The organism is Pseudoalteromonas sp. BSi20480 (genome assembly GCF_000241365.1).
GTDB lineage: Bacteria > Pseudomonadota > Gammaproteobacteria > Enterobacterales > Alteromonadaceae > Pseudoalteromonas > Pseudoalteromonas marina.
Window position 1 is genome coordinate 1 of record NZ_BADX01000092.1, and the last position, 16582, is coordinate 16582.

The following is a 16582-nucleotide window of genomic DNA, read 5'->3' on the forward strand; positions in this document are numbered from 1 at the left end:
TTCTTTTTTATTTTTAGTTTTGCTCTATGGGTAAGCTGATAATGAACTTTGCTCCACCTAAAGACGAATGTTCAACACGATAACTTCCCTGATGCCAAGCAATAATTTTAGCAACAATCGCTAACCCAAGGCCAAATCCACCTGTTTTTTTGCCTCTACTTTTATCAAGCCGCGTAAAGGGCTTAAATACGTTTTCTCGCTCTATTTCAGCAACGCCCCTGCCATCATCTTCAATTACAAACTGTACCTCGTTATGCTGAGTAACAAGCGATATTTTAACTTGGCTATTAGCGTATTTAATTGCATTACCAATTAAATTTTGAAAAGCGCGCGCCATAAAATGCGGATCACATTGGTAAATCAGGCTACTTGGTAATGCTTCATCCAAACTAATTTTCTTATCAAAATTAAGCTTTTCAACGCTAACTTTTATTAACTCAACCAAATCAGTTGGGTATGGTTTTAGGCTAGGTTGTTGAGAGTCTAGTTTTGCGTAATCAAGCATCTCAGAAACTAAACTTTCAAGCTCATTAATATCGCTGTTCATATTAGCAATATAAACTTCACTTTTTTCATCTGATAAACGTTCATCTAGCATTACTGTTGCAAACTTTAAGCGAGCTAAGGGGGTTCTAAATTCATGAGAAACCGACGAAGTCAGCTCTTGTTGAGCGTTTAATAAAAAACTGATGCGTTGTTGCATTAAACTGAGTGTTTCAGTAATTGGTAAAAAAAACGACTTGGAAGTATCAGAGAGTTGAAAGTCTTGAGCACCTTCAACGGCTTTACATGCATTACGCAATTTAGAGAAGTCACGCCAAAGTAGAAAGCTCCATAAGCCTACAGGAATCCCCACTATAGTGAGCAATAATACGTATGGCCATACAGAGGTCGTTACGGGGGTATCTAATCCTATAGGCCCTACCTGCAAAAGCTCATAGTCATTGAGGGTAATATACCAAACAACTCGCTGTTGTTTGTCATATAAATATAGATAATGCTGACTATTTAACTGAGCCAGTTGTTCTTGAGGTAGTGCTAAATCAGCACGGCTAATAACAAGGCTTTTGTAGTGCTCCTTTAATTTTGCTAATCCATTGGGTGTTTGTGAAAGCAGCCAAAGCGACTGCCCAAATTCGTCATCAAGAAAAACGTGCTGTTGCGATTCATCATATGGCCATAATTGTTCTATAACACCGCTAACAACAAACAATGAAACCACAATATAAATATATAAACTTGCAAACAGCTTTCCCATTAATGCCTATTAACCTTGTATTTAAAGATCCCACGCATCGGAAACAAATAAGTAGCCTTGACCCCATACTGTTTTTATACGAAATGGCTTGTCGCTATTATCACCCAGCTTTTTTCGAATACGCGACACTCGAACATCAACGGTGCGATCGAGCCCGTCATATTGGCGACCAATCATATGTTGGTGTACATGCTCTCTACTAAGCACTTGGCCAGCGTTTGAGGCTAACAACCAAAGTAACTCAAACTCATGTGACGTTAACACAATCTCTTTGTCAGATAATTGCACTATACGGCTAGTCTTATCAATGATTAAATCACCAAACTGTAATTCTTCACTCGTTTTTGTCACTGTTTGACCTCGGCGTAATAGCGCATTGACTCTTGCGAGTAACACACGAGGCTCAGCTGGTTTAATAACATAATCATCTGCGCCAAGTTCTAAACCCAATACTTGGTCAAAATCTTCGCTTTTAGCGGTTAACATTAAAATTGGTAAAGAAAACTTATCACGCACTTGACGACACACGCTAAATCCATCTTTGCCCGGCAACATAACATCTAAGATCATTAAATCGGCGTGATTATTTTCTAAATAACTAAACACCTCATCACCACGTTCTAAAACTGCGACTTCTAATCCATTATGTTCAAGGTAATCTTTTGTGAGTTGCTGTAAACCAAGATCATCTTCAACAAGTAGAATTTTTGGCATTGATTGCTCCTAAATTAAAAAAAGCTCCATGGTGAACGAAGCCGACGCCTACTTTTTTGTACATGAGTACTTTGTACTTCAACCTGTGCTTTAGCTATTAACACGCCAGATTTCGAATTGATTAAGGAGTATATGGTTTCGACCTGAACACGCGCTTTATAATTAAACTCTCCTGCGCGCTGCTGTTGCCAGCAATGTATCTTTTTACTCTGTTCATATATGCAAACGTCCCCCACCACATCGCCCTGCCATTCAAACTTTAAATCAAGATCGCAAAAGTCCTGTACCTGAGAAATGACACAAACTTTGGGTGACACAGTAAACGACGCAGCTTGCGCATTACCGAGGTGGATAAGTAGTGGCGCTAAAAATAAAATGACCATTAGATGTTTCATATTAAAAAGTGCGTTCGAATCCTATAAATGCAGTCATTGAATAGTCACGCTCTAACAGCGGACTATCATTAATAGCCGAGTAGTCATAATAAGCTAAATGGAAACGAACAGAATACTCATCTCTTAAGGGTAATCGCCCATCAATTTTTGCATAAGGTTGCCAACTGCTGGCAACCTCAACATGGCCCAATAAAGTTTCGCCGTCTTTAAGGCCATAATAATAGGTATTTAGTTCCGCAGATTTATAATTTAAACCAAACGATGGTTTAATATTTACGGGCCCTAGTTGAGTATGGTATTGCCACTGTAATGCACCGCGAACACCGTTATAAACATTTGTCACATCATGCAGTAATTGAACAGAAAACACTTGGTGATCACTCACATAATGATAAGCAAGCCCTGTGTCTAGGGCTAGGTTGCGTTTATGTAGGTCATTTAAATTAACATTTTTTACTGATGAGGCCTCTGCAGCCTGCAAATAAAAAGGGCTATCTGCACTGCTGCTTTGCAGCGTAAGCACATTACTTGGATGCCAATCTATAAAAAAACGAGACTCAGTATTAAGCTCGCTAACAACGTTAAATTGGTGTTTAGAAGTTTGAAGTAAAGAATAGCCTAAACGACCATTATCAAAAAACCAATCTTCAGCATAAAACGCTATTTGAGGAATAACGACTAAAGGAACATTATCACCACCACGCAAAGGATTAGTGATCACACCGACACCTGCGTTAATACTAAAAATTAGCTGATGAGATTGAACATGCTGCTCTGAGAACTCTTGATCCGAATGCGTATTTGGCTTGGCACTTAATGTAAAACAAGTGAGCAAAAAATTTAAACAAAGAATGGTAAATAGAAAGAAATTAAACCGCATCAGCGTAAATCAGAACATAAAATTATTTATTTACGGATAGTAACAAGGTTACCTAAAACTATCTGTAGCTGATTACAATCATTCACACTTTTTATACACAAAGTAAAAGTTTAAACCCCTTATAAAAATTAGATATCAGGGGCTATTTCTACTCGGTTGCGTCCATGTGTCTTAGCAATATAAAGTGCTCTATCAGCACGCTCAACCAGCACTGAGCTTTTTGTAAACGGTCGTAGCATAGCTAAACCAAAGCTTGCTGATATTGCACGTTTGTTGTTTACATCTTGTTTTTTTCGAATAGCTAATTTCGCAATTTCTTGCCTTATACACTCAGCAAAAGCAACTAAATCATTTATGGTGTCAAAATAAGCAGTAATACAAAACTCTTCCCCGCCGTAGCGATACACTTTTGCTTTGTCAGTTAAATTTTCTTTTACTTTTTTTGCCACTAGCTTAATAACTTCATCGCCTTTTTGGTGGCCAAAGTCATCGTTAAATCGTTTAAAGTGATCAATATCAAACATAATCAGTGCAGCAAGGGAGCTTTCTGTCGTTTGCTCTGAGTACTCACGGCAAAAGTCATTAATATCAGAGTCAAATTTACCTCTGTTATAAAAACCTGTTAACGGGTCTGTGTCGGCAGCTTCTTTAGAAAGATTAAGCGCTTCTTTTAAGTCTTTAATTTCATTATATGCAACCGATAGCTTTGTTTGAAATTCACGAGCAGAGTCTTGCATTGCAATTGACTCATCGGTCAAACGCTCAACACAACCAAGAATATCGTTAAAAGAGTTGGTACCTATCAGGCTGTTTATTTCGTTCTGCGAGTCAATCAGTGAAGTACTGAAACTTTTAGAATGACCAAGTGTAATACTTATATCTTGCTGGATATTTTCAACCGTATTATGAAATTTATCCGACATTTCCTGAAAAAGAGCTAAATCTTCATCACTAAGATGCTTATCAAATATTTCTTTTGCTTTACTTTGAGTGCATGTTTGGTGCTCTGAAATAACTTGATCTAATTCAATGTTTAAAGACGGTTTATTACCCTGAAAATAGCAATACCAAATAGCATAATTAATAGGTGTTACCGGCATACGGTACTTCACCATCATGGGTACTGCTTTTTTTAAATACTGAGCGGAATGAGAAAGTGATACAGCATTATTCATAAAGAACTCTCAAGCGTCATTTTTATTATTAGCATTCAATGTTAAGTAATAGTAAACCTTTACGCAAGCCATAATAATACTATTTTATGAACTTATTTAACGGTAAAAAAATCTAAATCGCTTTTGCGTCTAAAGTTTGTGCAATATTCCACAAAGCACTAATAGCGGGGTCGTTGAGCTCTTTCCTTAAAACTGCTAAGCCAATGTCAAAGCCTTCAGGGGCTTGCATTTTTGGTGTGAGTATCTGTACTTTATCTTTTAGTGGGCTGTTATCTAATACTATTTTAGGAACCATTGCTACACCAAATCCTAGGCTAACCATAGAGACCATTGCCTCATGCCCCGCCACTTGTGCATAAATTTTTCCGTGAATATTGTTTTTTCGCCACCACATTTCTAGGCGCTGCCTAGAAAAGCCTTGTTCAGGCACAATAAACTCTAATTCAGACCAATCAAGCTCTGTATTGTTTGATGTTAATTTTTCAGTAATCGTACATTGAACTTTTGGACCAATAAGCACTAATGGTGAATGGCCTATATCTACAAAAGCAATTTGCGCGGGTAATTTTCCAGGTTTAGCTGCTATTGCCATTGATTCATGACCATCTAGCACACGGTTTATAGCTAACGCAGGGTCGCCCGTATTTAAGGTTATTTCTATATACTGATGCTGCGCTCTGAGTTGCTCTAAAATTTGATGCAAAAAACTATAAGACGCGGTAACAGAGCAATAAATACTGACTTTTCCATAAATATGTTGCTGTGGCTCTTTCACATTAGCTTTAAATCGTTGCCAGTTAGCAAGGGTAGCAGTGGCGTAATCAATAAAAGACTCTCCCTCTTTTGTTAATTTTACACTGCGGTTATCGCGCATAAATAGCGCAACGCCCACCTCTTCTTCTAGGTGTTTAATATTACGACTTAATGTAGGCGCGCTCACATGGCAAAGCTCACTTGCTCTAGCAAAGTGCAGTGTTTTAGCCAACGCTAAAAAATATTTTAAATGCTTATGATCCATAGCAACACCAGTATTTCATATTTTGAAATACTTTAATTCAAATATATCATTTTACGCAAGTAACATTTTTAAATATGGTGTTTACAAGCGCAAAATACAGCGCATCTAACAAACATATTTATAGGACACTAACAATGGCGAATTACTTTAATACCTTACCTTTACGCGAACAATTAGCGCAATTAGCGCAATGTGAATTTATGGACGCAAGCGAATTTACAGACGGTGTTAACGCACTTAAAGGTAAAAAACTAGTTATTGTAGGCTGTGGCGCACAAGGTTTAAACCAAGGCCTTAACCTACGCGATTCAGGTTTAGACGTGTCTTATACGTTACGCGATTCAGCTATTACTGAGCGCCGCCAATCATTTTTAAACGCATCTGAAAACGGCTTTACTGTAGGTACTTACCAAGAGCTAATTCCAACAGCTGACGTAGTACTTAATTTAACGCCAGATAAACAACACACATCAGTCGTTAACGCCATCATGCCGTTAATGAAGCAAGGTTCTACACTTGCTTACTCACATGGCTTTAATATTGTTGAAGAAGGCATGCAGGTTCGCGAAGATATCACTGTAATCATGGTTGCACCTAAATGCCCAGGTTCTGAAGTACGTGAAGAGTACAAACGTGGCTTTGGTGTACCAACACTTATTGCCGTTCACCCAGAAAACGACCCACAAGGTCATGGCCTAGCACAAGCTAAAGCCTACGCTGCTGGCACAGGTGGTGACCGCGCAGGTGTGCTTAAATCGTCATTCATTGCTGAAGTTAAATCAGACCTTATGGGTGAGCAAACTATTTTATGCGGCATGTTACAAACGGGTTCTATTTTATGTTTTGACAAAATGATTGAAAAAGGAATTGATGCAGGTTACGCATCTAAACTAATTCAATTTGGTTGGGAAGTGATCACAGAAGCTCTTAAATACGGCGGCGTAACAAACATGCTTGACCGTTTATCTAACCCAGCAAAAGTGAAAGCGTTTGAACTTAGTGAAGAGCTAAAAGTTATTATGCGTCCACTTTATAATAAGCACCAAGACGACATCATCGACGGTACATTTTCACGAGTAATGATGGAAGATTGGGCAAACGATGATGCTAACCTTCTTAAATGGCGCGCAGAAACAGCTGAAACTAATTTTGAAAAAACACCCGCTGGTGATGTAGAAATTTCAGAACAAGAATTCTTCGACAACGGTATTTTGATGGTCGCTATGGTTAAAGCAGGTGTTGAACTTGCGTTCGAAACTATGACAGCGGCAGGCATTATTGAAGAGTCAGCATACTACGAGTCGCTTCACGAAACACCGCTGATTGCTAATACCATTGCACGTAAAAAGTTATTTGAAATGAATCGTACTATTTCAGACACTGCTGAATATGGGTGTTACTTATATAACCATGCTTGCTTACCATTACTTGCTGACTTTATGAAAAATATTGACACAGATGTAATTGGTAAAGGCTTAGGTGAGCAAAGTAACCAGGTAGACAACAAAGCGTTAATTGAAATTAATACAGCGCTGCGTGAGCACCCGGTTGAAATAGTAGGCGCTAAATTACGTGGCTACATGTCAGCAATGAAAAAAATTGTTTAACGTTATCCTTTAAGTTTCGCTTGTTAGAAACCAAGCTCACATGCTTTGCGTGTGGGCTTTTTTATGCCTTATAGTTTAGTTAAAAAGAGGCTATTTTTTTGTTCATTCGCATTATTTAACTCTAAATAAATTGTGTGCTAACATCATATTCTACTTCGTTGTAAAAAATTATTATAAAATGATACAAAACCTTTCTATTACTCAAAAAATCACAGCACTTGGCAGTGGCATCGCTATTTTTGTTGCAGCACTCATTGGCATTACATCGTTATACAGTTCTGAAGATATAATAGAACAACGCATGATTGAGTCAGAGCTACCAGGTAAGCTGCAAACAATTAGTAACCACATTGGTGGTGAAATAAACATGCTAATTGGTGCTGCAGAGCAACTCTCATCAAACGAATTTATTTTACAATGGTCACAAACTAATAATAACGATGCATTGCTTTTAAAAGAGCTTAACCGCTTGGTAGAACAATACGACTTAGCGACTGCATCGTGGGCTAACCGAAATACCGCACAATACTGGAATCAGGATGGTTTTTTACGCGTACTAAAAAACGATGAAGCCGATGGGTGGTTTTTTGCCTTCAAAGAATCAAGAAAACCCTACTCTATCAGTATTTACCAAGAGTCAGTGAACGACGTAAAAATGTTCATTAACCACCAACAAGTAAATGGTAAAGGTTTGGCAGGGCTTGCAAAAAGTATTACTGACATGCAAAAGCTACTGCAACAATTTAAAATTGAGCAAACAGGGTTTGTATTTATTGCTGATAAAAGCGGCCTTATTCAATTACACAAAGATTCAAGTAAAGTAGCAAAAGCAAACATTGACTCGGTTTATGAAGCGAATATTAGTAATCAAATATTAAGCTCGAATGGCTTTAGGTTAAAAGAAATCGACCTCGATGGCCAAGCCACTCTCGTAGCAGCGACCCCGATAGAAAATACTGACTTATTTATTGTGGCTCAAGTGCCAAAAAGTGAAGTATTTGCAAGTGTAAGTACGCTTCAGTGGCAAATATTTACATTTACTTTAATCATTGCCTTAATTGCTAGCCTGATTAGTTACTTATTAGCGCGTTCGTTGTCTTCGCCGTTATTTAAAATGGGCGAATTATTCTCTCGTTTAGGTTCTGGCGACGCAAACTTAGCATACAGGTTACCCGAATCAAGCCAAGCCGAGCTTAATAACTTAAGCGCGGGCTTTAATCAGTTTATTAGTAAAATTGAAGTAGCCATTGGCCAAGTTGCTACAGAAAGCCACGATATAAAGCGCAGTTCTGACCATGTGTTTGAACAAGCTAAACGTAATTCTCAGGCTATAGACAGCCAAAAAGAACAAACTATTTCTGTAGCCGCAGCCATTAACCAAATGGGTGCAACAGTGCAAGAGATTGCTCAAAGCGCAGCTAACGCCGCCAAGCTTACCGATAGCAGTCGCGAAAACACAATGCAAAGCCACAATCAGGTAATGCAAAGCCAAGCAACTATCTCTGCGCTTGCAAGCGACATTGACGGCATAACAGAGCAAGTGTCACTACTCTCTAAAAAGACGGTTGATATTGCCAGTATTATTGATGCAATTCGCAGTATTTCAGAACAAACAAACCTATTGGCGTTAAATGCGGCAATCGAGTCTGCACGTGCTGGTGAGCATGGTAGAGGGTTTGCTGTTGTTGCCGATGAGGTAAGAGCGCTGGCAAACCGCACTTCACAATCAACCAACGAAATTCAATCAATGATTGAAGAGCTAACCCAAATATCGGATGACGTAGTAAAAGATATTAGCCAGTCAAAAGATAAAGCGCAGCAAAGTGTGGGGGCCATGCAAAACTCCGTTGAGTTACTTGATGTAATTAGCGAAACATCTAATCAAATAAATGACATGGCAACCCTAATTGCAACGGCTACCGAACAACAAAGTAATGTAGTCGCCGATGTAGGGCGTAACATTGAGCAAATTAGCGAAATTAGCGACAACGCCATGAGTGAGCAAATTAACACTGAGCAAGCTATTCGTGACCTAGCAAGCAGCGCTCAAACATTAGATGCCTTAGTGGCAACCTTTGAAAAACACCGTTAAAACCTCTGAACTATACCAATTGCTTAATCAATGATCCCAATGGGTTGATATCAACGCGAATTGGTATTAAACACCTCCTCTAAACAAAATTGCGACTACAATTAGTTTGGAGGTGGTTATGCAAACCAATCAATTTAAGTTTTTGATCATATTTGTAGGGCTGTTTACGCTGAGCGCATGCAGTTCAACACCGCTTGTCGCACCACCAGTTAAACTGCTCCAAATAAATTCGTTTGAGTCACATACTCTAGAATCACCAGAAGAAATATTTACTCTTAGCGACAGCCTCAAGCAGCAGCTCAAAAGCCATTTAAAAAGTAAGCAATCTACCCAAACGCTAGCACACAATATATTGAGCTTTTTACTTAAAAATGGTGATGATTCGCTTTCATATCAATCGGGGGCAACCCTCACCGCATCACAAACCTTTAAAAACTTAAATGCAAATTGCTTATCGCTCTCTATTTTAGCGTATAGCCTTGCTGACTATTTAGGTATAAAAGCGCGGTTTAATAACGTTCATATCCCAGAATATTGGGCTCTTAACAATGGATTTAACTTACTGACAGGCCACATTAACTTAAGTATTTATACCGCCACTGAACCTTCTAACCAGTCTGTATTTATTTACCAAGGTAAAAAACGCTTAATAATAGACTTTGACCCTAATAGCCGTCAGGCTCGCTTTAAAACAACACCTATTAGCAAAAACACTATCACAGCCATGTTTTATAACAATAAAGGGGCTATTGCACTTGTTAATAAGCAGTACGACTTAGCTTATAACTACTTTCGTAATGCAGTTAAAGTCGACTTTAGTTTTAGTGCTGGATGGGGGAACTTAGGCGTATTGTTTCGACAGTTAAACTACTTAACTGAAGCTGAAAAAGCCTACACCCACGCAATATTGCTTAATCAAAACAACAATACTGCACAAGGTAACTTGGCTGTTTTGTATCAGCTAACAGGCCGGTCGAAGTTAGGCACTGACATCTTAAAAAAATTACACATCAAGCGTCAAAACAACCCTTATTACTATATATCCCTTGGTAATACAGAGTTTGAGCAATCTAATTTTGCACTTGCATTAGCACATTATAAAAAAGCCTATAGCCTTGCGCCCTCATTACACGAAAGCCACTTTGGTCAAGCTAGCGTGTACTTTAAATGGGGAAACACCCAAAAAGCGATATACCATCTTGAACAAGCAGGCAAAAAAGCTGACTTTTTACATGACAAAAAACGTTATGAGAGTAAATTAAACGCATTACTTTCATTAACAGCAAAACTATGACCATTAAATACTTTTTATGCTTAATTTTAATATGTGTGTGCACTAATAGTTATGGGAATGCCCTACACACGCAGCTTATTGATGATTTAAACCACTTAGCAAGCAATGCGCTCATGGGCCGAAAAACAGCAACAGAAGGTGCAGTAAACACGCGATCATACCTACATAGTAGGCTTTCTAAGTTTAACCTAAATGTAAGTGAGCAAACGTTTACTTATAAGTCAGGCATTTTTGAGCATGCACAAGGCATTAATATTATTGCAGTGCCCACCAAATCAACACAACGTAAAAAAATAATTATTACAGCCCATTACGATCACCTTGGTAAGCGAGGTGGACAATATTATTTTGGGGCAAACGACAATGCAACAGGCGTTGCTGCCCTGCTTTACTTGGCGTCTTCGTTACAAAATAAAGAATTCCCTTACGAATTGGTATTTGTATTAACTGACGCAGAAGAAAATGGCTTACATGGCAGTAAACACTTTGCACAAACGCTTAACTCGAATAACATTTTAATGAATATAAATTTAGATATGCTTGGGGTGAAAAAACATAAATCCCGCGTGTATGCATTAACATCCTACTCATTAAAACAAAAACTTAAGCCCGTATTCACCGCCTTAAATAACACTAAAATAACAATCAAACCTGTCTATTCGTCAAAACAAATGAATCGGCTAATTAAATCACAAAATATTGATTGGCATAGAGCAAGCGATCATTATTCATTTGCGCGTAACAAAATATCTTACGTGTACTTTGGAATGGGTCACGACCCTCACCACCACACAACTAAAGACACCGTACAGCACATTGATATACCTAAGTATGTAAGTACCGTACTCGCAATAGAGGGCTTTATTAAACAGTTAGCGCACCATCATTTTGATGATTTAAACGCTGAAACATAAGCCTCTTTTTTTGCCCTTGGTAACTTTTTTATTTTACACTCAAGCTTACTCGCTTCGCTTTTACTCCCAACTTCCTGCTGATGAATAAGTATAAGAGGCCCTTTACCTTTTAAATTTTTCGCCCCTTTACCCGCTTGATGCGTTGCAAAGCGCTTATCTACATTAGTAGTAATGCCGGTATACCAGTGCCCAAACCGTGTTTGCACTATGTACAAGTGCCATAAAGTGCCTGAAGTATGTGTTTTTGGCTCTAGGGTTTGTAAACTTTTTTCATTATTGGTGGTCAAAATATTACCTTAATACCCTTAACTCAAAACAATTGCTTAAAAGGGTTTTACCTTCAGTGACTAATCGGTATCATGCAGATTATAAAAAATAAGGATCACAACAAACAATGCAGTCGTTAAAAACTTTTTCTCTTTGGCTTATCGTCGCTTTAACACTTAGCTCTGCAGCAGGTTGCTCTAGCTGGGTATACAGAATAAACATCCCTCAAGGTAACTTTTTAGAGCAATCGGATGTTGAAAATCTTCGTGTAAACATGACTCGAGACCAAGTTATTTATGTATTAGGCCGTCCTATTGCCACAGATGCTTTTGATAACAACACATGGCGTTATGTTTACAGCTTCAATAAAGGCCGTGAAAACGAGCAACATAAAGAGCTAGTGATTAACTTTGAAAATGAAAAACTTGTTTCGCTTTCAGGTGACTACGATCAGCCAGAAAATTTTAACACCCCTTTAGAACAATAATATTGTCGCTAAAGTAAAAAGGTAAGCTTTGCTTACCTTTTTTTTATACCTAAATTATCGCTCGAGTGGGCGACCACCCGTTATTTTATTTGCTCGGCCTTCTTCTTTTGCCTTTTCAGCGCGTTTTCTTCGTGCATCTTTAGGGTCTGCAATTAATGGACGGTATATTTCAATACGATCACCATCTTTTAATTCGTAGTTTGCCTTAACTGTTCTATTCCATACACCTAATGTAAGTGCATTTGCGTCTATTTCAGGGCACTTTTCAATAATACCCGACTGAATAACCGCTTGTTCGGCCGTGCAGCCTGGCTGCACCTCAATCGATAAACAGGTTGCAGTAGTAGGTAAAGCAAAAACAACTTCAATGTTAATCATATTCGCGCTCCGTATACTTCTTTAGCCCGCGAAGTAAAGGCACTTACCATATTTTTTGCAACATCATTAAAAATTTTACCAAACGCAAGCTCAATAATTTTGCTCGAAAATTCAAATTCAAGCTCTAAATAAACTTTGCATGCATGGGCATCTAATGCTTGAAAATGCCAACGCCCTTTAAGCGTTTTAAATGGACCATCAACCAGTTTTAATAACACGGTTTGTTCGTCTATAAAGGTGTTTTCGGTAGTAAACCACTTTTTTATACCCGCCTTAGATATTTCTATACTCGCGGTCATGTTATTATGGTGCTGCGAAACAATTTTTGAATCAGAACAATTTGGTAAAAACTGAGAATAAGCTTCTACATCATTAACTAGATCAAACATTTCTTTAGTGCTGTACATAACCAGCGCACTTTTTTCTATTTGTGGCATACTCACTCCCAAATGTGTGGGCGAATTTTAGCAAGCTTTGTTCGTTTCCCCAAACTTTCATGACGTATAAATTAGATCTAATTTTTTAAAATCATTACTAAAAATCGATGTAAAACATCTCACATTACGTATATTATAGGGCACTATGGCTAAGAAAAATTCATCAAAATCGACAAGCAATACCATCGCGCTAAACAAAAAAGCGCGACATGAGTATTTTTTACACGATAAGTTTGAAGCAGGTGTCGAACTACAAGGCTGGGAAGTAAAAAGTATCCGAGCTGGTAAAGTAAATATCTCTGAAACTTATATACACCTTAAAAACGGCGAAGCATTTTTACTTGGTAGTCAAATTCAACCATTAAATAGTGCCTCTACTCACGTTATTTGCGACCCTATGCGTTACCGAAAGCTTTTACTAAGCAGACGAGAACTTGACCGCTTAGTGGGAGCAACTGAACGTGACGGCTATTCATTAGTGGCTACAGCCATGTATTGGAAAAAATGTTGGGTGAAACTTGAGTTTCATTTAGCAAAAGGTAAAAAAATGCATGACAAACGCGAAGACGGTAAAAATAAAGACTGGTCGCGCGAAAAAGAGCGCTTAATGAAGCACAAAGTTTAAATAAAACGCCTAACTCAGTTAGGCTTTTTTTTATAAAAAAACCTAGCACCATTTGTTTTATTAATACACAACAAGACCATTATTCAGCCTAAATATACCTATAAATAATTTATTACAATTTTATTGTGAATCAATTAATTTAATTATTACTCTCAATGAGGTTGTATTTTTTATTTCTAAAATAAAGCATATGCGCCTATTTAAACCTGCTTCAGCGCATAACATCTGCTTTAAAATCATCCAAAATCACACTAAAACCCATACTAAAATCACATTTCAGTCTCATTGCTAACACTTAAGTTACATGATATTAATGTCGTCGCTTGTTATATCAATCCGCTTAAATATGGGATTTATTTAACAATTTAAAAGGATTGGTATTGAGCAACTAAACTTATTACATATCAACAAGGATTTAAGGATGAAGCAATCAATTGCATTTACGCCAAGTATTATTATTGGCGCAACACTTTCATTATCAGCGGGCTTTACAACAACAACTTACGCCGCTGAAGAAGCAAAAAAAGTAGAACGCATTGAAGTTACAGGCTCGCGTATTAAACGCTCTGACATTGAAGGCCCATCACCGGTGCAATCAATCAGTAAAGCCGATATTGAAAACATGGGTTACGATAACCTTCAACAACTACTCGAAAGAATGCCTGTTGCAGGCAGTGGTACTTTTTCTACACGTGGTAACAACCAAGATTCGACGGCAAATGGAGCTGCCGCTGTAAGCTTGCGAGGCTTAGGTGCCGATGCAACACTTGTACTGATTAACGGGCGCAGAGTCTCAATTAGTGCGTTTGCAGAAGGGATAACTAATTCGTTTGTCGATATAAACAGCATTCCAGTATCGGCTATTGAACGAATCGATATTTTAAAAGACGGTGCATCTGCAATCTATGGCTCTGATGCTGTAGCCGGTGTTGTTAACGTTATTTTGAAAAAAGATATCGATGGCGTAGAGGTAAACTTAGGGTACGGCGGCACTGATGGCCCTAACTATGAAGAAACGACAGCAAGTGTTGTTTGGGGTACCACTAGCGAAAAAAGCAGTGCGTCAGTAATCATTGATTACTTTAAAAACACATCGCTTTCATCAGATGAAATGGGCCGCTTAGGCACCGCAAACCAATCACCTTATGGCGGTGAAGATTTCCGTTCATCTCGTGGCTTCCCTGGCTACTTTTACGTTGATGGTGTAAAAACAATTGACCCAGATTGCCCAGCAGAAAACGCAACTGCAAGCGGAAGCTGTTTATTTGATTATGGCCCGTTTGGCTACATAGCCCCAGCCGCTGAGCGTATTGGTGCAATATCGCAATTTGAATATCGTTTTGACAATGGCATTACGGGCTTTTTAGAAATGGCCGTTCAGCACAATACGTCGGTTGCAGCGGGTGCACCAACCCCACTTGACGAAGATGCAGGCTTAACGGTACCAGCAAATCACCCTAATAACCCATTTGGGCAAGACATCGAAATTGGCCGCTACCGTACTGTAGACGCGGGTGCCCGCCAATGGGATATTGAATCAGACACAATGCGAATTGTAGCTGGCTTAAAAGGCGAAATTAACGACTGGAGCTGGGAAACAGCAGTACAAAAAGGTCGCAGTAAATCAATGCAAACCGGCGACCGCTCGCAAGGTTGGGTTCGTACAGATTTTTTACAACAAGAAATTGACGCAGGTAATTACAACCCATTCGGCGGTACATACAACGATCCGGCAGTTGTAAACAGAATTACTACCAGCCTTGTTCGTCGTGGCGAATCGCATATGACTTCATTTGACGCAAACATTACTGGTGAAGCATTTAGCTTTGGCGACGATGTTGTGATGATGGCCGCAGGTATCGAATACCGTGAAGAAGACGTCAGCGATATTCCTGATGATCAATTTCAACGTGGTTTAATATTTGGTACTGAATCTGTATCTGCATCAGCAAACAGAGACCAGTACGCCGCGTATGTTGAGTTTTCAATTCCACTTGCAGAAACCCTAGAGCTACAACTGGCAGGTCGTTACGATGACTACAGCGACTTTGGCACCACGACCAATCCAAAGGTTGCACTTCGCTGGGCACCAACCGATGAAATTACGGTTCGTGGTTCATGGGCGCAAGGCTTTAGAGCCCCTTCTCTTGCACAAGTTGGTTTAGGTCCATCTCAAGAAAGTCAGTTTTTTGTAGACACGTATCGCTGTCAAGCAACAGGGAAAGACTGTAGCGCACTTGATTACAACATTGAGTTTGCAGGTAACCCCGATCTACAACCAGAAGAATCTGAATCTTGGAACGTTGGCTTTATTTGGGCACCAACAGCCGAATTTGGTCTGAGCGTAGACGTGTGGAGCATCACACAAGATAACAAAATTGACGAGCAAGAATTTGGCCCTATTTACGCCTCTGAATGTAATAACCAAAACAGCACCGTATGTGTTCGTTTATCACCAAATGGTGGCGATGCGTTAGGTACTATTCAAAAAATATTTAGCACCTTTGAAAACGTATCATCGCAAGAAGTGTCGGGCGTTGATATTTCAACAAACTACAATCACTCGCTTGACGATTTAGGCTTATTAAAATTCAATTTAGAATGGGCATACCAAGATAAATTTGAAAAAGATGGCCGCGATTACACCGGTGAATATGGGTACCCAGAGCACCGCTTTATCTTCTCAACTAACTGGGAAATGGGCGCGTTTAACACTAACTTAAACATTAGTTATGTTGGTGAGTTTGAAGATACACCAGATATCGACTTCGATGGTAACTTAGATTTCGATACTAATACATCACGTATGGTTGACTCGCAAACACTGGTTGACTTACAAACGTCTTACCGTGTTTCTGACTCTGCTAAAGTATCGTTAGGTATTAATAACTTATTTGATGAAGAGCCACCATTTGCAATTGGTGACGGTGATTCTGATTTATACGGCTACGCCTCGGGTGTTCATAACCCACGCGGTCGTTATATTTATACTAAAGTAAGCTTTTCTTTCTAAACGCTACACAAACAAAAAAACCGCCAAC

Annotated in this window: 16 protein-coding genes; 7 read left to right on the plus strand and 9 right to left on the minus strand. The window is 38.9% G+C overall.

Going from position 1 to position 16582, the window contains the following annotated elements; genetic code table 11:
* Positions 1 to 13: 13 nt before the first annotated feature.
* The 6 genes from P20480_RS08275 to ilvY all read right to left on the minus strand — a co-directional run bounded on the left by P20480_RS08275 (position 14) and on the right by ilvY (position 5440).
* Entirely contained in the window at positions 14 to 1258 is a 1245-nt protein-coding gene (locus tag P20480_RS08275; RefSeq protein WP_008130047.1) for an ATP-binding protein, read from the minus strand.
* Positions 1259 to 1279: 21 nt separating this feature from the next.
* Positions 1280 to 1972: a response regulator gene (locus tag P20480_RS08270; RefSeq protein WP_008130048.1), complete on the minus strand. Its 693-nt coding sequence runs from the start codon at positions 1970 to 1972 to the stop codon at positions 1280 to 1282.
* Between the two features lie 14 nt (positions 1973 to 1986).
* The gene (locus P20480_RS08265) at positions 1987 to 2355 is read right to left on the minus strand and encodes a DUF3019 domain-containing protein (protein ID WP_008130049.1); all 369 of its coding nucleotides are present in this window, start codon (positions 2353 to 2355) and stop codon (positions 1987 to 1989) included.
* Between the two features lie 13 nt (positions 2356 to 2368).
* On the minus strand, positions 2369 to 3088 hold the full coding sequence (locus P20480_RS08260) for a MipA/OmpV family protein (RefSeq protein WP_083830903.1): 720 nt from the start codon (positions 3086 to 3088) through the stop codon (positions 2369 to 2371).
* Positions 3089 to 3375: 287 nt separating this feature from the next.
* Entirely contained in the window at positions 3376 to 4422 is a 1047-nt protein-coding gene (locus tag P20480_RS08255) for a GGDEF domain-containing protein (protein ID WP_008130051.1), read from the minus strand.
* Positions 4423 to 4534: 112 nt separating this feature from the next.
* Positions 4535 to 5440, minus strand: a complete 906-nt coding sequence (ilvY, locus tag P20480_RS08250; protein WP_008130052.1) for an HTH-type transcriptional activator IlvY — start codon at positions 5438 to 5440, stop codon at positions 4535 to 4537.
* 134 nt (positions 5441 to 5574) lie between these two features.
* On the opposite strand from ilvY, the gene ilvC reads away from it, so the two are divergent.
* The 4 genes from ilvC to P20480_RS08230 all read left to right on the plus strand — a co-directional run bounded on the left by ilvC (position 5575) and on the right by P20480_RS08230 (position 11347).
* Positions 5575 to 7047, plus strand: coding sequence for a ketol-acid reductoisomerase (ilvC, locus tag P20480_RS08245; RefSeq protein ID WP_008130053.1), 1473 nt, complete (start codon positions 5575 to 5577; stop codon positions 7045 to 7047).
* Between the two features lie 178 nt (positions 7048 to 7225).
* Positions 7226 to 9139, plus strand: a complete 1914-nt coding sequence (locus P20480_RS08240; RefSeq protein ID WP_008130054.1) for a methyl-accepting chemotaxis protein — start codon at positions 7226 to 7228, stop codon at positions 9137 to 9139.
* Positions 9140 to 9257: 118 nt separating this feature from the next.
* Positions 9258 to 10433, plus strand: a complete 1176-nt coding sequence (locus P20480_RS08235) for a tetratricopeptide repeat protein (RefSeq protein ID WP_008130055.1) — start codon at positions 9258 to 9260, stop codon at positions 10431 to 10433.
* Complete coding sequence (locus P20480_RS08230; RefSeq protein WP_008130057.1) at positions 10430 to 11347, plus strand: M20/M25/M40 family metallo-hydrolase; 918 nt, start codon at positions 10430 to 10432, stop codon at positions 11345 to 11347. Before P20480_RS08235 ends, P20480_RS08230 begins: the two co-directional genes overlap by 4 nt.
* On the opposite strand, the gene P20480_RS08225 is transcribed toward P20480_RS08230, so the two are convergent.
* Positions 11317 to 11634 carry a GIY-YIG nuclease family protein gene (locus P20480_RS08225; protein ID WP_008130059.1) on the minus strand — a complete coding sequence of 106 codons (318 nt, stop codon included), beginning with the start codon at positions 11632 to 11634 and terminating at the stop codon, positions 11317 to 11319. The genes P20480_RS08230 and P20480_RS08225 overlap by 31 nt on opposite strands.
* Positions 11635 to 11741: 107 nt before the next feature.
* On the opposite strand from P20480_RS08225, the gene P20480_RS08220 reads away from it, so the two are divergent.
* Entirely contained in the window at positions 11742 to 12101 is a 360-nt protein-coding gene (locus tag P20480_RS08220; protein ID WP_008130061.1) for an outer membrane protein assembly factor BamE, read from the plus strand.
* A gap of 54 nt (positions 12102 to 12155) precedes the next feature.
* Here P20480_RS08220 and P20480_RS08215 read toward each other — a convergent pair whose 3' ends face one another.
* Both P20480_RS08215 and P20480_RS08210 read right to left on the minus strand, forming a co-directional pair.
* On the minus strand, positions 12156 to 12479 hold the full coding sequence (locus tag P20480_RS08215; RefSeq protein WP_008130063.1) for an RnfH family protein: 324 nt from the start codon (positions 12477 to 12479) through the stop codon (positions 12156 to 12158).
* On the minus strand, positions 12476 to 12916 hold the full coding sequence (locus P20480_RS08210) for an SRPBCC family protein (RefSeq protein WP_008130065.1): 441 nt from the start codon (positions 12914 to 12916) through the stop codon (positions 12476 to 12478). The genes P20480_RS08215 and P20480_RS08210 overlap by 4 nt, the downstream gene beginning before the upstream one ends.
* Positions 12917 to 13061: 145 nt before the next feature.
* On the opposite strand from P20480_RS08210, the gene smpB reads away from it, so the two are divergent.
* Positions 13062 to 13541: an SsrA-binding protein SmpB gene (gene smpB / locus P20480_RS08205; protein ID WP_006793936.1), complete on the plus strand. Its 480-nt coding sequence runs from the start codon at positions 13062 to 13064 to the stop codon at positions 13539 to 13541.
* 421 nt (positions 13542 to 13962) lie between these two features.
* Complete coding sequence (locus P20480_RS08200) at positions 13963 to 16554, plus strand: TonB-dependent receptor (protein WP_008130068.1); 2592 nt, start codon at positions 13963 to 13965, stop codon at positions 16552 to 16554.
* Positions 16555 to 16582: the final 28 nt, after the last annotated feature.